This is a genomic window from Ruegeria sp. AJ12 (assembly GCF_056536245.1).
This window is the reverse complement of sequence record NZ_JBQFJJ010000001.1, coordinates 3614254-3632919: the sequence shown is the minus strand read 5'-3', so window position 1 is coordinate 3632919 and position 18666 is coordinate 3614254. Positions and strand designations below refer to the sequence as shown.

General features: G+C 58.5%; 17 protein-coding genes and 1 tRNA gene. 8 read left to right on the top strand and 10 right to left on the bottom strand.

The window, feature by feature from the left end:
• Window positions 1–262 precede the first annotated feature (262 nt).
• The 3 genes from ACR3E0_RS18120 to ACR3E0_RS18110 form a co-directional block, all read right to left on the bottom strand.
• On the bottom strand, window positions 263–730 hold the full coding sequence (locus tag ACR3E0_RS18120) for a metallophosphoesterase (protein ID WP_480480242.1): 468 nt from the start codon (window positions 728–730) through the stop codon (window positions 263–265).
• A gap of 333 nt (window positions 731–1063) precedes the next feature.
• Window positions 1064–1138, bottom strand: a tRNA-Gln gene (locus tag ACR3E0_RS18115).
• Window positions 1139–1229: 91 nt separating this feature from the next.
• The gene (locus tag ACR3E0_RS18110; RefSeq protein ID WP_480480241.1) at window positions 1230–2219 is read right to left on the bottom strand and encodes an NADPH:quinone reductase; all 990 of its coding nucleotides are present in this window, start codon (window positions 2217–2219) and stop codon (window positions 1230–1232) included.
• A gap of 219 nt (window positions 2220–2438) precedes the next feature.
• On the opposite strand from ACR3E0_RS18110, the gene ACR3E0_RS18105 reads away from it, so the two are divergent.
• A complete protein-coding gene (locus ACR3E0_RS18105; RefSeq protein WP_480480240.1) occupies window positions 2439–2951 on the top strand; it encodes a ferritin in 513 nt (170 codons plus the stop codon).
• Window positions 2952–2984: 33 nt separating this feature from the next.
• Here the strand turns inward: ACR3E0_RS18105 and ACR3E0_RS18100 are convergent, their stop codons facing one another.
• On the bottom strand, window positions 2985–3488 hold the full coding sequence (locus ACR3E0_RS18100) for an SH3 domain-containing protein (RefSeq protein ID WP_480481086.1): 504 nt from the start codon (window positions 3486–3488) through the stop codon (window positions 2985–2987).
• 156 nt (window positions 3489–3644) lie between these two features.
• Here ACR3E0_RS18100 and ACR3E0_RS18095 point away from each other — a divergent pair, with 156 nt between their 5' ends.
• The 4 genes from ACR3E0_RS18095 (at window position 3645) to ACR3E0_RS18080 (ending at window position 10777) form a co-directional block, all read left to right on the top strand.
• Window positions 3645–4631, top strand: coding sequence for a 2-hydroxyacid dehydrogenase (locus ACR3E0_RS18095; protein ID WP_480480239.1), 987 nt, complete (start codon window positions 3645–3647; stop codon window positions 4629–4631).
• Between the two features lie 180 nt (window positions 4632–4811).
• The gene (gene ggt, locus ACR3E0_RS18090; RefSeq protein WP_480480238.1) at window positions 4812–6605 is read left to right on the top strand and encodes a gamma-glutamyltransferase; all 1794 of its coding nucleotides are present in this window, start codon (window positions 4812–4814) and stop codon (window positions 6603–6605) included.
• A gap of 90 nt (window positions 6606–6695) precedes the next feature.
• On the top strand, window positions 6696–8093 hold the full coding sequence (locus ACR3E0_RS18085; RefSeq protein ID WP_480480237.1) for an FAD-binding oxidoreductase: 1398 nt from the start codon (window positions 6696–6698) through the stop codon (window positions 8091–8093).
• 176 nt (window positions 8094–8269) lie between these two features.
• Entirely contained in the window at window positions 8270–10777 is a 2508-nt protein-coding gene (locus ACR3E0_RS18080; RefSeq protein ID WP_480480236.1) for a GcvT family protein, read from the top strand.
• Window positions 10778–10840: 63 nt separating this feature from the next.
• On the opposite strand, the gene ACR3E0_RS18075 is transcribed toward ACR3E0_RS18080, so the two are convergent.
• The 3 genes from ACR3E0_RS18075 to ACR3E0_RS18065 all read right to left on the bottom strand — a co-directional run bounded on the left by ACR3E0_RS18075 (window position 10841) and on the right by ACR3E0_RS18065 (window position 12966).
• Entirely contained in the window at window positions 10841–11176 is a 336-nt protein-coding gene (locus ACR3E0_RS18075) for a carboxymuconolactone decarboxylase family protein (protein WP_480480235.1), read from the bottom strand.
• 72 nt (window positions 11177–11248) lie between these two features.
• Window positions 11249–11902, bottom strand: coding sequence for a DUF938 domain-containing protein (locus ACR3E0_RS18070; RefSeq protein WP_480480234.1), 654 nt, complete (start codon window positions 11900–11902; stop codon window positions 11249–11251).
• A complete protein-coding gene (locus ACR3E0_RS18065; RefSeq protein ID WP_480480233.1) occupies window positions 11899–12966 on the bottom strand; it encodes an NAD(P)/FAD-dependent oxidoreductase in 1068 nt (355 codons plus the stop codon). The genes ACR3E0_RS18070 and ACR3E0_RS18065 overlap by 4 nt, the downstream gene beginning before the upstream one ends.
• A gap of 175 nt (window positions 12967–13141) precedes the next feature.
• On the opposite strand from ACR3E0_RS18065, the gene ACR3E0_RS18060 reads away from it, so the two are divergent.
• From ACR3E0_RS18060 to ACR3E0_RS18050, 3 genes are all read left to right on the top strand, one after another.
• A complete protein-coding gene (locus ACR3E0_RS18060; protein ID WP_480480232.1) occupies window positions 13142–13558 on the top strand; it encodes a hypothetical protein in 417 nt (138 codons plus the stop codon).
• Between the two features lie 3 nt (window positions 13559–13561).
• On the top strand, window positions 13562–14794 hold the full coding sequence (locus ACR3E0_RS18055; RefSeq protein ID WP_480480231.1) for an HlyD family secretion protein: 1233 nt from the start codon (window positions 13562–13564) through the stop codon (window positions 14792–14794).
• Between the two features lie 199 nt (window positions 14795–14993).
• Window positions 14994–15476 (top strand): hypothetical protein, encoded by a 483-nt coding sequence (locus ACR3E0_RS18050; RefSeq protein ID WP_480480230.1) that lies wholly within the window; start codon window positions 14994–14996, stop codon window positions 15474–15476.
• Window positions 15477–15551: 75 nt separating this feature from the next.
• On the opposite strand, the gene ACR3E0_RS18045 is transcribed toward ACR3E0_RS18050, so the two are convergent.
• From ACR3E0_RS18045 to ACR3E0_RS18035, 3 genes are read right to left on the bottom strand one after another with little or no spacing between them, the layout of a single operon-like run.
• Window positions 15552–16625, bottom strand: coding sequence for a BMP family ABC transporter substrate-binding protein (locus tag ACR3E0_RS18045; protein WP_480480229.1), 1074 nt, complete (start codon window positions 16623–16625; stop codon window positions 15552–15554).
• 35 nt (window positions 16626–16660) lie between these two features.
• A complete protein-coding gene (locus tag ACR3E0_RS18040; RefSeq protein WP_480480228.1) occupies window positions 16661–17581 on the bottom strand; it encodes an ABC transporter permease in 921 nt (306 codons plus the stop codon).
• Between the two features lies 1 nt (window position 17582).
• Window positions 17583–18665, bottom strand: coding sequence for an ABC transporter permease (locus ACR3E0_RS18035; RefSeq protein ID WP_480480227.1), 1083 nt, complete (start codon window positions 18663–18665; stop codon window positions 17583–17585).
• Window position 18666 lies beyond the last annotated feature (1 nt).

Sequence of the window (18666 nt, the reverse complement as noted above, 5' to 3'; positions counted from 1 at the left end):
GTAGCCACATGAACTTAGAAAGGTGGGTTTGAAGTCGAGCCGCGGACCTACTAACTACGAGTAGTTTGATCGAATGTCCGCTTTATCTATCTCGCGACCGGGCATTCCACGTTTGCGGCGAAGGTCGGCTTCCCGCCCGATGTACTAGTGGGACAGGTTTCGTTACTAGGCTGGAGACGTTCAAACGAAGAGTTGGTAGCACTTGTTCAGATCGCCAGGTTTGCTTAACGCGGGAAGGTCACAACCATGCGCATGGGCGAACTCACTCCAGTGCGTTTCCGTGTTCGACGTCAGCCCAGTGCTTGTTGACGGGTAGTTTTTTCGCGCGTCGTTGAATGTCTTCAACTTGAATGGGGCGGAAATCCCATTGATCTACGCCCACATTGACGCTGTTGCGCGAGCCCGCCCATTGGTCGTGGACATGGCCAAATAGCTGCAATGCCCCGCGACGCGCACCGTTCCAGGTGATCATGGGATAGTGGCAAAGAACAAGAGACTGTTCACCATCTTTGATCTCTTTGAGGTCGCAGATGCTATCCCACGGCAACATTGCGATGGCCTCATCGTCATGATTTCCAACGACAAGATGCTTGCGGCCCGGAATCTGGTGGAACCAGTTTTCAAACTTCTGCGAACCTGTTGCCTGCCCAAAGGCAAAATCGCCGAGAATCCAGAGGTCATCCTCAAAAGAGACGCAGCTTTGGATGTTCTGGATGATTGCCGCGTTCATATCATCGGTGGACTTATAGGGGCGGTCGCAAAACTCGATGATCCGTGAATGGCCGAAATGCAGGTCCGCTGTGTACCAATTGGCCATGCCAAGCTCCTGAATTAACTCGGGGATACTGTAGCTTTGAGCTCTACCTTCTGCAATTTCCCGGTGACTAAAATCGCTGAGAAAGGCTTCACTGTTGAAGACGGAAGTTTCTGTGTCAGGGCAGTCGAGAGGGTTTGTTCTGCGCCGACAGACTAAAATCTTGCGAAGTGTAAATTTTGCTTGGACGAGTTGCGTGTTCTAGCTGGATAAATCCAAATTCAAGCTGGACGGCACACAGGAAAACCATGGCTGGGGTGGTAGGATTCGAACCTACGATACACGGTACCAAAAACCGCTGCCTTACCACTTGGCTACACCCCAACGGTGAGCGGCTATCTACGACTGTTGTTGGCAGTGTTCAAGAGCTTTTGCTGAAAAAAATGTACCGCTCCAAGTCACGTTCGAAACGTCGTTAACTTGTCTCAATCAGCACAGCGCCTGTCCGGTTTCCAGTCTCCACCAGTTCATGCGCGGTTGCGCAATCCTGCATTGGAAGAACGCTCTGAATCGGACAAGTTAACCCGCCTTCAATCAGTGCAGCATGAAGCTTCTGAACCGCTGCTTTACGCTGATCTGTTTGCAGGAGATAGATAAGAACCATTTCCAGCGTCACCGCTTTGAACATCAAAGGGTAGAAAGGCAGCGTCGGCGTCATGTTCCGGGCTGAGCCGTAAGCGTTGATGCGGCCATTTTCGGCGATGACGGCCGCGTTGGTTTCAGCATTTTCGCCGAATTCAACATCGACGATTCGGTGAACCGGCTGGCCATCGTTGGCGTCAAGCACCTGTGCTGACGCATCGTCGGTTGCATAGTCGATGACCTGATCCGCGCCTGCTTCGCGTACGCGGTTGAAACTGGGCGGGCTGGCGGTTGCGATGACACGTGCACCTGCCCATTTGGCCAGTTGAACGCACAAATACCCAACCGTGCCAGCACCGCCGTGGATGAGAACTGTCTGGCCGGCAATGGGCCCGCCAGAAAACACCGCATGGCTCGCGGTCAGGCCGGGTATTCCAAGCACCGCACCGGTCTGCATCGATACGGAGTCCGGCAGGGGTACTGCCTGGCCCTCGGACAAAGTGATCTGCGATGCGGCGGTTCCATAGGCGCGTTGCCACTGCCCGTTCCAGATCCAGACGCGCTGGCCGATCCGTGAGGCGGACACACCTTCACCAACAGCCGAAACAATACCCGATCCGTCGCTATGCGGGATGATCACCGGGAAAGGCGGCTTGGTCACGCCTGGTCTTGCGCCAGCGCGGGCTTTGACGTCTGACGGGTTCACGCCCGAGTATGCCAGATCCACCGCGACCTCGCCCGGACCCGGCAACACAGGCGGCAGGTCCAGTATTTGCAGAACATCTGCCGCTGCCCCAAATTTTGCGTATGTAACGGCTCTCACGTCCCGCCCTCATTGTTTGTAATTGCCACGGTAGCGCAGCAGGTTCGAATTGCTAGTCGAAGAGGCATCCAGCTCGCCAGTTGCGGTTGATTTTCACTAGCAGGAAGAGCTGATTAACGCAATGAAATTACTTGCTAAAAACCATATCTCTGTTGAACTCCATCGTGAAATTACCTAGCTTACTGGGAGCGATCATGACTTGGGGCAAAGGAACGGCTTATGAAACTGAATTCAGACGTCGCAGAGGCATTAAACCGACAGATCAACAGCGAGCTGCACGCCTCTTATACCTATCTTGCCATGGCGGCCTATTTTGAATCTCAGGATTTACCGGGCTTTGCGCAATGGTTCAGGGAACACTCCGCCGAAGAGGGTACACATGCCATGCGCATCTTTGACTTCATGGCAAAACGTGGCGGTCGAATCGAGGTTGACGGGATTGATAAGCCCAAGGTGGACTATGCGTCCCCGGTCGAAGCGCTTGAGCATGCATTGGCCAACGAAGAAATGGTGACTGGCCAGATCAATGCGCTGTTCGAATTGGCGCACAGCGCAAAGGAATACAGCACGCAGAACATGCTGAACTGGTTCCTTGCCGAACAGACCGAAGAGGAAGATCTGTTCAGCCAGATGCTGGATAAAACCAAGGCGGCCAACCAGGATCGTTGGAACCTTTTGCTTTTGGACAAAGAACTGGGCGCACGCGGCTCCGAGGGTGCGGAAGAGGTCTGAACTTTGGGCGGCGCCGCTGGGATAGGTGCCGCTTCAGTCTCGAATTTCTGACGGGTCGACACCCCAAAGGTTCGATTTCAGTGCCCAGCCGCGATAGCCGCCCGCTGAAATGCGACACCAGTCGAGCGAACAGGTCCCGAGCCGTGCCACCACACCGGTTTCGAAATGCGCGTTGACCGGGGAACTGGGGTCGGGCCGGGCATAAACAGGCAGTATCTCGGATTCGATTAACACCGTGCGAACACCAGAAAGCAGCGCATAGTGAACCCAGCCGCCCGCGCCGTCGCGGTCCTGAACCTTGCGCCAATTTCCGTATTCCGCCGTGATCTGCAGCGGCATGCCGCGCCGTTTGAACACCCAGTCGATTCGATGGGTCAATGACGGCCCACGTCGCACATTGCCCTCGGCGGCTTTCATCGACACATAACGCGGCAGCGGCAGATTGGTCACGGGGCCGCGTTTGTCCTGCGCAGCAGCCGCAATCGGGCTGAACGCAAGAACGATCACGGACAGGATCGCCAAACAACGGCGTTTCACCGGTAGAAGACCACTCACTGACTGTCTGCTCTTGTGCCTGTTGATCTGCTTTCGAAAAAAGGTCGACTCAATGCCTTAGGGGTTCTTGTGCCCCGCCTTATCCTGCGCCACGATGCCATGGCGCGCGCACGAATGCAAAGAAGTGGGAGGGCAGAGGTGCCAAGAGAACGTCTGAGTGTTGTCGTAACGCGACGGTTGCCCGAAGCGGTAGAAACCCGGTTGACCGAGCTGTTCGATGTCCGCTTGCGCGACGATGACACGCCCATGTCGCGGGACGAATTGGTGAGCGCGGTCAAAGAGGCCGATGTGCTGGTTCCGACAGTCACGGACTCCATCGATGGAGGTCTTCTGGGACAGGCCGGCGAAAACCTGCGGCTGATCGCCAATTATGGGGCCGGTGTCGATAACATCGATGTCGCGACGGCGCGACAGCGCGGCATTCTGGTGTCGAACACGCCGGGTGTCCTGACCGACGATACGGCAGATATGACAATGGCGCTGATCCTGGCGGTGACGCGCCGTATCCCCGAAGGTCTGGGTGTCATGCAGCAGGGTGATTGGACCGGCTGGGCGCCCACCGCATTGTTGGGCGGGCGGATCGGTGGTCGGCGTTTGGGCATTCTGGGCATGGGGCGGATCGGACAGGCCGTGGCCCGCCGCGCCAGCGCGTTTGGCATGCAGGTGCATTATCACAACCGCCGCAGGCTGCGACCCGAGATCGAAGAGGAGTTGGAAGCGACCTATTGGGAAAGCCTGGACCAGATGGTTGCGCGCATGGATGTGATTTCGGTCAATTGCCCATCTACACCCTCCACCTTCCATCTGATGAATGCCCGCCGCCTGAAGCTTATGAAACCCTCGGCGGTGATCGTGAACACATCCCGAGGCGAGGTTGTCGATGAAAACGCGCTGACCCGGTTGATCCGTGCGGGTGAGATCGCCGGGGCCGGTCTGGATGTTTATGAACACGGCACCAACGTCAATCCGCGCCTGCGTCAGTTGCCGAACGTGGTTCTGTTGCCCCATATGGGGTCCGCCACTTTGGAGGGGCGGATTGAAATGGGCGAAAAAGTCATCATCAATATCAAGACTTTCGAAGATGGCCATCGTCCACCGGACCAGGTTGTGCCATCGATGCTTTAAGGCGTCGGAAAGTGGCCGACCTACGACGACGGGAGGACCGTTGCGTGCCTCTTATGCGATTATTGGAGGGGCCATCCCCGCAGCGGAACTTTGCCGCAGGCGTGCCGGGTGTCAGCCTAAGGTTGTTCAGCCATCAGTGCCAGTACAGTGTTGAAAGCAATAATTGAATCGGAGGATAACATGCGTACCAGTCGAATTTCAGGGCTACTGTTTTCTGCAATTGCTTTTGCCGTTCCGGCATTCGCCCAGGAGACCGCCGATGCCGTCGCCCCCGAAGGCGCGTCCGAGGGTCAGGTCCAGGCGCTGACGGACGAGGTTATCGCGGCGCTCGAGGCCAAGTTGGCCGGGGTGCCGGTCGAGTCTCAGAACTGGATGGTCAGCGCTGCGAATCCTCTTGCAGTGGAGGCCGGTGCCAGAGTGCTGCGCGCTGGTGGGTCAGCCGCAGACGCGATGGTTGCAGTACAGGTTGTGCTGGGGCTGGTCGAACCGCAATCATCCGGGCTGGGTGGTGGCGCATTCCTGGTTTGGTATGACGCTACCAGTGGACAACTGACCACGTTGGACGCGCGCGAAACCGCGCCTTTGGCGGCCACCCCAACCCTGTTTCACGATGAAACTGGCGAGCCGTTGAAATTCTTCGACGCGGTTGTCGGCGGTTTGTCCGTTGGCACTCCGGGCACACCCGCGCTGCTGGAAGAGGCGCATCGCCGATGGGGACGCTCTCCGTGGCCCGGTCTTTTTTCCGATGGCATCCGGTTGGCGGATGAGGGTTTTCTGGTTTCGCCCCGGCTGGCCAGCCTGATCGAGAATGACGCCGAGCGGTTGTCCCGTTTTCCGGTGACGGCCGAGTACTTTTTGCCCGGTGGTCAACCGCTTCAGCAAGGGCAACGGCTGTTTAACCCAGACTATGCTGAAACGCTGCGTGTGCTGGCTGCCGAAGGGGCGGCTGGGTTCTATGGCGGCGAGATTGCATCCGGGATCATCAGCACAGTCCGGTCTGCCCCCGGCAATCCCGGCGTCCTGTCCGGTACTGACCTCGCGCTCTACCAGGTCATCGAGCGCGAGCCGGTCTGCGCGGCCTATCGGGCTTATGAGGTTTGCGGAATGGGGCCTCCGTCATCGGGCGCGCTGACCGTGGGACAGATACTGGGCATGTTGAACAGCTATGATCTGGCGGCGATGGGGCCTGAAAGCGCCGAAGCATGGCGGCTGATCGGAGAAGCGTCGCGCCTCGCTTTCGCGGATCGTGGGCGCTATATGGCAGACAGTGATTTTGTCCCTATGCCGACCGGAGGTCTGGTTGATCCCGACTACTTGGCTCAGCGTGCCGAGTTGCTCAATGCTGAAAGCGCGCTGATCGAGGTCGTACCCGGCAATCCTGAATTTGATCATGCCATGAACTGGGCCGATGATGAGTCCCTGGAACTGCCCTCGACCTCGCATATCTCGATTGTGGATGGGTATGGCAACGTGTTGTCGATGACCACAACCATCGAAAACGGCTTTGGCTCGCGTCTGATGACCAACGGGTTCCTGCTGAATAACGAGCTGACGGACTTCTCGTTCCGTACCCATCGGGATGGGGTGCCGATCGCCAACCGGCTGGAACCCGGGAAACGGCCGCGGTCATCCATGAGCCCGACAATCGTCATGCAGGACGGCGCACCGGTGCTGGCGATTGGCTCGCCAGGTGGCAGCCGCATTATCGGCTATGTGGCCAAGTCGATCATCGCGTGGGCCGACTGGAGAATGGATGTACAACAGGCCGTGTCGCTGCCGCATCTGGTCAACCGGTTTGGCACATATGATGTCGAGGTCGGCACCAGTGCGGAAGGGCATGTTGATGCGCTGACCGAGATTGGGTTCGAGGTGAACCCCCGCGATCTGACCTCTGGTCTGCACGCCATCGAAATCAGAGACGGATTGCGAGGCGGTGCCGATCCCCGGAGAGAAGGGATCGCGCTGGGCGAGTAGGATAGCGAGCTTGTGGGTATTGCCCCGATGCAGCGGGCCTTTTAGTCATGATCTGAAAGGCCTGCTGTTCGCGGGAAGGAGAGGATCACCATGGTGCAGGCATCCGCAATGCCGCGAAACGAGAGCGGTATCGAAACCGCAATCGGTATTTTGAAACAGCAGTTCGGAGACCGGTTACAGACAGGGGCTGCGATCCGGGAACAGCATGGCCACACGACCACATGGATTGAGAACCAGAGCCCTGACGCGGTCGTCTATCCGCACTCTACCGAAGACGTTTCGCAAATCGTGAAAACCTGTGCCGCCCATAGGGTGCCCGTGATCCCATTTGGAACGGGCACCTCCCTTGAGGGGCATGTGAATGCCCCGGCCGGAGGGATTTCAGTTGATCTCACAGAAATGAACCGGGTCTTGGCCGTGAATGTCGCGGATTTGGATTGCGTGGTACAGCCGGGTGTCACGCGAGAGGATCTGAACACCCATTTACGCGATCAGGGTTTGTTCTTTCCGATCGATCCGGGCGCAAACGCGTCGCTCGGCGGGATGGCGGCAACCCGTGCCTCAGGCACGAATGCGGTGCGCTATGGAACCATGAAGGACAATGTTCTCAGCCTTGAGGCCGTTATGCCCGACGGGCAGGTCATCCGGACCGGCCACCGCGCCAGAAAATCTTCGGCGGGGTACGATCTGGCGCGCCTGCTGATCGGAGCGGAGGGGACTTTGGGCATTATTACCGAACTCACCCTCCGGCTGCATGGCATCCCAGAGGCGATCACTTCGGCGCGCTGCTCTTTCCCAACGGTAGATGCGGCCTGTCAGGCGGTGATGATGACCATCCAGTACGGGATTCCAGTCGCACGTATCGAGCTACTGGACGAGATGTCGGTCAAAGCCGCCAATGCCTATTCCGGTTTGACTTTGCCGGAGACCCCTTTGCTTTTGCTGGAATTTCACGGCTCCAAAACCGGTGCAGCCGAACAGGCCGACACTTTTGGGCAAATTGCCGAGGATTTCGGCGGAACCGATTTCGCGGCCACATCAACAACAGAAGAGCGGAACAAGCTCTGGCAGGCGCGTCACGACATGTATTGGGCCTGTTTGCAACTGCGCCCGGGTGCGCAGGGGATTTCGACGGATGTCTGTGTCCCGATCTCTCGGCTGGCCGAAGCCGTCACAGCAGCACAGGACAAGGCGGCTGAGTTTGGGCTGATCGCACCGATTGTCGGGCATGTCGGGGATGGCAACTTTCACACCTTGCCGCTGATCGACATGGAAAATGCGGATGAAATCGCCAAAGCAGACGAATTCGTCGACTGGCTCAATGATCTCGCCATTTCGATGGAGGGGACGTGCACTGGCGAACACGGCATCGGGCAGGGGAAACGCCCCTATTTGCTCAAGGAACTTGGCGCCGCCACGCAGTACATGGTCGCGATCAAGGCTGCACTTGATCCCGACAACATCATGAATCCTGGCAAAATCGTCTGACTAAGCCTAAGCTCACGTTCCCCAATTGCTAAAATTCAACGTCCGTTTCACGGACGCGGGGTCTGTTGTGGTCGCTGGCGTCGGTTTTGCGCGCAATTGCGTCGGATGGACTTGGCGGTTTGGCCTCGGGTTGGGCATAAACCTTGCCAAATAGACTCAATCCGGAGAGCGGGCGAATGAAAACCCAAGTCAAAGCACTGGTCGTTGGCGGCGGCGCCATCGGGACCTCGATAGCCTATCACCTGGCCAAGGCAGGCTGGGACGACGTGATGCTGATCGAGCGGGATGAACTGACCTCGGGCTCGACCTGGCACGCGGCTGGCCTGCTGCCGCTGTTCAACATGTCCTATGCGACGACCCATATCCACAAATACTCGGTCGATTTCTACAAGACACTTGAAGAAGAAACCGGTCTGAATGCGGGCTTTGCCGTGGTTGGCAACCTGCGCATGGCGCAGACGCAAGAGCGTATGGATGAATACATGCTCTACGCCTCGACCGCTGAAACCTGCGGTGTGCCCTATGAATGGCTGACCCCCGACGAGATCAAAGCGCGGTGGCCGTTGATCAACACCGAAGACCTGAAGGGTGCGATCTATCACAACACGGACGGCTACATTAACCCCGCGGATGTGACACAGGCGATGGCCAAAGGTGCCCGCCAGCGTGGCGTGGATATCGTGCGCAAGATGCAGGCCGACGCGTTCCACTGGAACGGCACCCATTGGGAAGTCACTTGCACCAAGATGGTGGAACAGGGCGGCAACCTCGTCCCCGGAGACGAACAGGTGGTGATTACCGCCGAGCACGTTGTCACTGCATCAGGCAACCACGCGCAGCGCACGGCCAAGATGTTGGGTATCAAGATGCCCGCCATCCCGGTCGAGCACCAGTTCATCGTCATGGACAAGGACCCGACGTTGGTCGAGTACCGTGCCAACGGCGGCAATGAGCATCCCGTGGTCCGTGACGCCGACGCACAATCTTATGTCCGTGAGGAACGCGGTGGCTGGATTCTGGGTGTCTATGAAAAGAACGCGCCAGCCTGCTTTGAATACGGTGTACCGGACAGCTTCCGCGCCGACCTTTTCCCGTTGGACCTGGAACGGATCGAAGAGCAATACATGGCGATGATCCACCGCGTTCCGTCCTGCGAGGAAAGTGGCCTCAAGGACGATTTCAATGGCCCGATTTGCTACACGCCCGACGGCAACCCTTTGGTCGGTCCCGCTCCGGGCCTGCGCAACATGTGGCTGGCCGAAGGATTCAGCTTTGGCATCACCGCCGCAGGCGGCACCGGCTATTATCTGGCGCAGATGATGGTCGAGGGCGAAGCCGAGATCGACATGGCCTCGCTGGACCCAAAGCGGTATTCCAGCAACTGGATGACCACCGAGTTCGCGGCGCGCAAGAACGAAGAGTGCTATGACCACGTCTACATCCTGCACCACCCGGACGAGGAGCGCCCGGCCTGCCGTCCGCTGCGCACAGCGCCAGCCTATGACCGTCAGAAAGCGCGTGGCGCGCAATTTGGCTGGGTCAACGGCTGGGAGCGTCCAAACTACTATGGCCCGTTGGATGCGCCTTCGACCTTCGACGAGGAAAGTCGGTCCTTTCGTCGGGGGGGCTGGTGGCAATATGCCGTCGAAGAAGCCAAGGCGATCCGTGAAGGCGTTGGTCTGATTGATGCGACCGCCTTCACCAAACATGTCGTCAAAGGCCCCGGTGCCACCCAGTTCTTGGACTGGTTCACCTGCAACAAGCTGCCCAAGGTCGGTCGTATCAACCTGACCTACGCGCTGACCGCACACGGCACCACCCGCACCGAATACACCATCGTCCGCAATGGCGAGAACACCTACTATATCGTCTCCGCCGGTGCCTGGACCGAGTATGACGCCGACTACCTGCGCAAGGCGGCCGAGGACAAGATGGAGGAGTTCGGCTACATCGAGATTCAGGACGTGACCACTCAGTGGGGCGTCTTTGCCATCGCCGGACCCAAGTCGCGTGACGTTCTGAAAGAGGTCATCAAGGACGCCGATCCGGAAGCCGCATTGTCCAACAAGCGCTTCCCGTGGTTGTCGGCCCGGCAGGTCGAGCTGGGGATGTGCCCGGTCAACGCGATCCGCGTGGCGTATACCGGTGAGCTGGGTTGGGAACTCCACCACCCGATGGAGATGCAGAACTACCTGTTCGACCTGCTGGAAAAAGCGGGTGAGAAGCATGGCATGAAACTGGTCGGTGCCCGCGCCCAGAACTGGCTGCGTCAGGAGAAATCCTATCGCGCCTTCGGCACTGAACTGGGTCGCGACGCGACCCCGCTGGAGGCTGACCTGCTGCGCTTCGTGGACCTGTCGAAAGACTTCCACGGCAAAGCCAAACTGGAAGAGACGGGCGTGCGGGTGAAGTGCTGCACACTGTTGATCGACGGCCCGGACGATGCCGACCCCTGGGGCCGCGAAGTGCTCTACACGCTGGAAGGTAAGCGTGTCGGTCGCTTGACCTCGGGCGGTTATTCGGTGGCCTTCGAGAAATCCATCGGCATGGGATATGTGACCCCCGATCTGGCGGTGGAAGGCACCAAGCTGCAGGTCAAAATGCAAGACAAGTTGTGGGATGCGGTCGTCACCTGCGACAGCCCCTATGATCCGAAGAACGAAGTCATCCGCAAGGACGGTTGAACACAACAAAAGGGCGGCACCATACGGTGCCGCCAGCGAACGGCCCGCCTTTGGCGGGCTTTTCTATGCGCTCAACTCGTCAAAGCACTCCAGCGCCTTGGCGGCGTACATCATCGAAGGGCCGCCGCCCATCTGAACGGCCATGGCAAGCACGTCCGAGAACTCAGTGCGCGTCGCCCCGGCCTTGATCAGGGCTTCGGTATGTAATGTGATGCAAGGCTCGCAGCGAATGGCGATCGACATGCCCAATGCGATGAATTCTTTGGTCTTGTAATCAAGTGTGCCGCCTTCCTTGACCGTTTTCCCAAGCGCGCCAAAGGCGCGGGCGGTATCGGGGATTGCCCCGTTCAGATTGCGCAATCCATTGCGTGTTCCCGCCAATGCGTTCTGCCATGTCATTGTGGCATCCTTCTTTAAACATATGATAAATCGCATATGAGGTGCGAAGGACGAGACCAGCCTTGATCTTGATCAGGTGATTGGCTTTTTCGCCACAAAAGCCAGATTGTTGGCGGGCATTTCTACGGTCTCAACCAGTTGGAGGCCACAGGCTTGCAGCAGACCCCGCATCTGACCGTCATCCTTGTAGCCAATTTCGGGGTCTTGCTGCATCAGCGCATCGTGAAACCTCTGGTCACCATCACTCGTCAGCCGCCCTGCGCGCTTGAAAGGCCCATAGAGAACAAGGTACCCGCCGGGCTCCAGGGCCAACGCAGCTTCGGTGATCAGGGTTTCGACCTCCGGCCAGCTTATCAGATGCAGGAGGTTGATCAGAACAATCAGGTTCCGCTTTCCGAATTCCTTATGCCACCCGACCTGAGTTGCGTCGATATGCGCCGCTGCCGAGACATTCGGCATACCGTGCGTATAGGCACCAATGCTGGCTCGCCGTTCGGCGCTCACTTCGCTGGGCTGCCATTGCAGGTCCGGCAGGCGTTGGGCAAACGCCATGATGTGCTGTCCGGTCCCACTGGCCAGTTCCAGCGCCAGACCAGACCGGGGCGCGACGCGATCCAGAAGATCGCACAGGGCCGCGGCATTTCTGGTCGCCGCCGGGGCGACCAGTTTACCGCCGGTACCCTCGGTGGCAACGCTGGCGTTTGAGGGCAGCGAGCGCTTTGTCATTGACGCAGTCTTTCCGGTTTCAAGGCCAAGACGCTGGCCTCATCAATCTGGGGTGTCGCGCCAGTTGCAAGATCGGCCACCAGTTGCGACGCAGCGGGGGCGGTCTGGAACCCGTATCCCCCCTGACCGGCAGACCATATGAACGAAGGGTCAGCAGGGTCGGGACCCAGAACCAAGGTTCCGTCCGGAGCAAAGCTCCGCAACCCGGCCCAGTTGGATTCCAATCGCGTCACCGGCTCGGTCACCATGTCCGCATACCGCGCAATCCCTTCGGCCAGTACCATATCGTCGGCATAGGCATCATGCGGCGTTGTCGGGTCCGCTTCTGCAGGGGACACGATCAGCTTGCCGGCATCAGGTTTTGCATACCAGCTTTCGCCTGCACCCAGCATCATCGGCCAGTTCCGCAGGTCGTGCCCTCCCGGCGCCGGGATGCGCGCCATCGACCGGCGCCGGGGAGTTATCCCAATAGGCGCGACCCCGGCCATCCGTGCGATCTCATCAACCCATGCGCCTGCAGCGTTCACAACGTTGCGGGCCTCGAATACCTCGGCGGCTTCGACGGTCCACGGGCCGGATTTGCGCATCGCCTTCACGCGTTGTCGTGTGAGAACCGAGCCCCCATTGCGGCGAATGGTCCGGGCAAAATCCTGCATCATACGGTCGGTATCGATGTCCGATTCAGCCATGCTGTGGGCCGCATATCTAACGGTTTCCGGGTTCAGGATCGGAACAAGACGGATCGCTTCATCGATCGAAATCTGTTGACCGCCAAGGTGGGCGACGTCTTGTTCGAATACCTCACGCTGATCTTTCGCGCCCACCAGAACCCAGCCGCGTGGCGACAGATAGTCCTGCGCCTCAAAGAACTCAGAGCTGGCTTGGGTCAGCGTGACGACCGAGGACGGACCATAGCCCGGCGCGAACATGGCCGCAGACCGGCCCGAGCTGTGATACCCCAGCGCGTCTTCCGCTTCCAGCACAGTGACGTGCCCGTGGTCGGACAGCCGTGCACCAGCGCTCAACCCGGCGATGCCGCCGCCAATAACAAGAAAATCAATCATGGATTGCCTGAACGTCGGCCGGGCTTGTTCCGGAATGGCAGTGGACAAATTGCGGGGTCATGTGAGCCTTTTGGGATACTGGACGGGTCTGCATCGCGCTGCAGCCACTATATGCAGGCTTGAATTTGAGCATCAACCCATCCAAACAAGGGAAAAGCACTGTCAGGAGGGTAGGGTGGACACCGCAGAGCTGCACCCGATGGCCACGGGACATATTCCGTCCTACGTGACCCAGGCGGACGGAAGTGATTTCCTGTTCACATTCATGGTCGTTTTCACAGTTGTTTTGATCATCCTGATAGGTGTTGCGTATTTCACCCTGCACTCGATCCCGGAAAAGATCGCGCATGAATCAAACCACCCCCAGTTTCAACTGGTGGGCATTCTGGCGTTGCTGGCCCTGTTCACACATAACGGGCTGTTCTGGGTGGCCGCCATTCTGGTGGCCGGATTCCAGTTTCCCGACTTTGCTGCTCCTCTGCGCTCAATTGCCGATGCCATCCGGTCCCTGGGGCCGCAACGCGATCCCGAACCGGTGGTTGAGGAAGTGCCGATCGAACAACCTGAACCCACCGCGCCGCAGGAGCAGTAAGACATGCTTGAGACACTGATGTGCGCACTGGTCACCGTGCTGCCCGACTATCTGTTTCGCCGTTTTGTCCAGGGCAAGCGGATCGGTCACGAGATCACCCTGTTCACAATGTGGTATGAGTTGCGCTGGGGTTTGACCACCTGTGCAATCCTGGCGCTGACCGTGATCACCACGCTGTTCTACTTTCACCCGGCCAGCAAAACGGCGGCCTCGTATTTCCGGACGGTGACGATCCTGCCTCAACTCGGCGGTCGCGTCTCGGAAGTCTATGTTCGCAACAACGAATTGGTGACAGCAGGTCAGCCGATATTCCGGATCGAGGATTTCACGCAAACGGCTCAGGTCGAGTCTGCACATGCTCAGATCGCTCAGGTCCAGGCCTCGCTGAAAGTGGCGGAAACGGATCTGGCTGAGGCCGAAGCCGGGATCGCGGGTGCACGTGCCGCGTTGGCGCAGTCAATTGAAGACCTGGAGCGCAACACCACCCTGCGGGATGAAGGCTCCAGCGCCGTGCGTCTGGCCGAGATCGAACGGCTGGAAAACCTGGTAGCCGAGCGTGAAGCGCAGGTCACAGCGGCCGAGTCGCGGCGCGCCGCCGTCGTCCAGCAGATCGAGGAACTGATCCCTGCTCAACTGGCCAGCGCCAATGCGCAGTTGGATGCCGCCCTTACAGAGCTGGACAAAACCGTGATCAACGCAGGGGTGACGGGTCGGATCGAACAGTTCGGGTTGCAGGTGGGGGACTATGTCAGCCCGCTGCTGCGCCCGGCCGGTATTCTGGTGCCCTCCGCGTCCGGGCATGACCGGTTTCAGGCAGCGTTCAACCAACTCTCCGCTCAGGTCATCAAACCCGGCATGATCGGGGAACTGGGCTGTATGACCAAACCCTTCACAGTGATCCCGGTCGTCGTGGTTGAGGTGCAGGATGTGATCCCGTCCGGCCAAATACGCCCTTCGGATGAATTGAGGGATGTTCAGTCCAACAAGCAACCGGGCTCGATCCTGGTGTACTTTGAACCGCTTTACAAAGGTATGGCGGATGACATCCCACCGGGCAGCAACTGCCTGGCGAATGTCTACACCGACAACCATGAGCGGTTAGAGCACGAAGATCTTGGCTTTTGGGAAGGAGCCTTCCTGCATGTCGTAGATACCATCGGCGTTGTCCATGCGGCAGGCCTGCGTCTGCGCCTGATCCTGATGCCGGTGAACACGCTGGTGCTGAGCGGGCACTGAGGGAAAGAACGATATGTTTTGGTCCCGGCCCCTCGTTTCTGAGGATTTGAGAGGTTGGATACTGGAGTGTTTCGAATGGTTCGACGCAACCTTCGAGCCTCCGGCAACACCAATTGCTCCGACCAAGGCCTTCTTTACTGCACCGAGTGGCGCTGACGAAAAAACTGCGAAACTGGTACTGGATGACATCAAAAGACATATGGCTTTTGATCAACCGGTTGAGTTGATGGCCTTGAACGTGCTGCCCGCAGAATACCGCCATAGCTACCAGTCGCTAAATGCAGTGGCGGGAACGCATCAGCAGTTGGAGGGATTATCTGTTATTCGGTATGACCCGGAACAGATGCATAAACCGCTTAAATTCATCAACTTGATTGCCCATGAGTTGATGCATGCGCGACTGGCCGGGTTGGAGAACGACGTTCCTGGTGGATACGAGGCGCATGAACTGGCAACGGACCTCGGGTGCATCATTGCCGGCTTTGGCGTTTTTCAGCTGCAGGCCGCAGATGATGCCGGATGGTTTGGGTATATGACCCAACCCTCACGCGCCTATGCACTGGCCGTTTTCCTGAAGCGACGCGGATTGGATGCGTCGTCCGTATCGCCTTATCTTTCGGGGCGATGCAACAAGCTGCTCCGCCGAGCATTGAAAGAGGTTGAAGAGAGATTTCAACACTGATGAGATTGCCGTGCAGATGGCGCAAAAAAAGGCCCGCAAGAACTGCGGGCCTTTCCTGTTTCAGCTCAATAAAGCTTACTGCGGGATTTCACCTTCCAGACCTTCAACGTAGAAGTTCATGCCGGCCAAGGTGCCATCGTCGGCGGTTTCGCCCTCACCCAGCCAATCGCTGCCATCCTGTTTTTTGATCGGACCGGTGAAGGGGTGGTATTCACCGGCGGCCATGGCGGCTTTCATTGCCAGCGCTTCTTCTTTGACATCGGCAGGAACCGCGTCCGAAATCTCACCGATCTCGACCATGCCTTCCCGAATACCGTCCCATGTGTTCACGGTCTCCCATGTGCCGTCCATCACCGCTTGCGTACGTGCGATGTAGTACGGCGCCCAGTTGTCGATGATCGAGCTGACGCGCGGCATCGGGGCATATTCGCTCATGTCCGAGGCCTGACCAAAGGTGATCACGTTGCCCGCCTCTTGCGCGGCCGCCTGCGGCGCGGTCGAGTCGGTGTGCTGCAGGATCACGTCCGCACCCTGTTCGATCAGAACAGTGGCCGCGTCAGCCTCTTTCGCGGGATCAAACCACGTGTAAACCCAGACGATCTTGAACTCGACATCCGGGTTAACAGCTTTGGCATGCAGGTAGGCCGAGTTGATGCCTCGGATCACTTCGGGGATCGGAAAAGAACCTATATAGCCAATGACGTTCGATTTGGTCATCTTCCCGGCAATGTGGCCTTGTACTGCGCGGCCTTCATAAAAGCGGGCCGAGTAGATCGAAACATTGTCGGCAGTAGTAGCACCAGTCGCGTGCTCAAATTTGATATCCGGGAATTTCTTGGCTACGTTTAACGTGGCGGGGCCATAGCCGAAAGAAGTTGTGAAAATAAGGTCGGCTCCCTCCAACGCCATTTGGGTCATTACCCGTTCTGCATCCGGGCCTTCCGGAACAGATTCAACAAACATGGTCTCGACCTTGTCGCCGAACTCTGCTTCGACAGCCAGACGCCCCTTGTCATGCTCATAGGTCCAGCCGCCGTCGCCCACAGGGCCGACATAGACAAAGCCGACCTTGGTCTTGTCTTGGGCCATGGCACCGGTGGCCAGACCCAGCGCCATGGCGGCGCTTGCCAGAAGTGATGTGAATTTCATGTGGTTACTCCCCAAGTTGGTTCAGTTGGCCCCGTCTAGTGCGAGGCGTGGAAAATCCGGCCCAGTGAGGCAGGTGCGCTGCTCTTGTCGGCCGAAAGGATCACAAGCACAAGGATCGTGATGATGTAGGGCGACATTGCCAGATACTCGACGGGAATGGCAACGCCCGCTGCCTGCAGATTAAGCTGCAAGACGGTGATGCCGCCAAACAAATAGGCACCCAGCAATGCGCGCCAGGGCTTCCAGCTGGCAAAGACCACCAGTGCCAAGGCAATCCAGCCGACACCTGCCGTCATGCCCTCGGTCCATTGGGGCACGCGGATCAGGCTGATATAGGCCCCGCCAAGACCCGCACAGGCGCCACCAAACATAATGGCCAGAATGCGGATCTTGATGACCTTGTAACCCAACGCATGCGCGGCATCATGGTTTTCGCCCACCGCACGCAGGATCAACCCGACGCGGGTGTACTTGAGAACGGCCCACACGGCCGCAGTCAGGGCGATGCCAACGTACAGGATCGGGTCGTGCTGGAACAGGATGGGGCCAATGACCGGGATATCGCTGATCACGGGAATATGGATTTCGCCCATATCGGGCGGCTTTACCCCCACATAGCCTTGGCCCATCAGGGCACTGAATCCGAGGCCGAACAACGTGAGTGCAAGCCCGCTGGCCACCTGATTGGCCAGCGCGACCTGCGTCAGCAGCACGAACAGCAGCGACAACACCGCGCCACCGATGGCCGCTGCGACAAAGCCCAGCCAGGGCGAGCCGGTTTCGACCGAGATCGCAAAGCCGCTGATTGCTCCAACGATCATCATGCCTTCGACGCCCAGGTTCAGGACGCCTGCCTTTTCGACGACCAGTTCACCGATTGCTGCCAGCAGCAAAGGGGTTGCCGCCACCATAAGCGATGCGACCAGCAGGACGGGATTGATTTCACCTAGGTCCATATTACGCCACCTCGCTACGGGCCGCACGGATGCGGTAGTTGGTCAGAAGATCAAAAGCCAACAGGAAGAACAGAAGCATTCCCTGAAACACCTGAATGGCGGCGGCAGGCAGGCCCAGTTGGGACTGCGCGATTTCGCCGCCGATATAGGTCAGCGCCATCAGGAACCCGGCCAGCAGAATGCCCACCGGGTGCAGTCGGCCCAGAAAGGCCACGATGATCGCGGTAAAACCATAGCCGACGTTGAAGTCGATGCTGACCACACCGGATGGGCCAGAAACCTCGAACATGCCCGCCAATCCGGCAAGTGCACCGGAGAGACCGAGGCAAAACAGGATCAACCGCGCCGGGTTTACACCCGCGAACTTAGCTGCGCGCGGAGCCTCACCTGTCAGTCGGATGTGAAAGCCCAGCATGTGGCGGTTCAGCAGGACATAAGCAAAGATGACCGCGATCAGCGCCGTCACGACACCCCAATGCATGCCCGATCCGGCGATCAGTTCAGCGTTGTGGGCGCTGTCATAGGATTGCAGGTTGCGCGAGCCGGGAAAACCAAACCCTTCGGGGTTCTTAAGAAGACCCAGCGAAACCGATGCCAGCATTTGCTCGGCCACGTAGACCAGCATCAGCGAGACAAGGATTTCGTTGGTGCCGAAGCGGACCTTCAGAAACGCCGGGATCATGGCCCAGAGCCAACCGCCAAAGGCTCCGGCGAGCACCATGATCGGAAAGATGTACCAGGCATCCAAAGGATAAAACGCCAGACCAGCCCCGGCACCAAAAATCGCGCCCATGATGTACTGACCCTCGGCCCCGATGTTCCAGATACCTGCCCGAAAGCCCAGCGACAGGCCTATGGCGATCAACACCAAAGGCGCGCCCTTCACTAGCAATTGCGGCCGGTAGTAAAAGGCGAACTCCCCGAACAGAGGTTCCCAGAAAATGGTGCCAATGGCCTCAACCGGGTTCTTGCCCAGAATGGCGAATAAGACACCTCCGAACACCATGGTCGCCAGAACCGCCACCAAAGGGGTCGCATATGACCACGCTTTGGACGGCTGAGGCCGTTTCTCCAACACAATCACC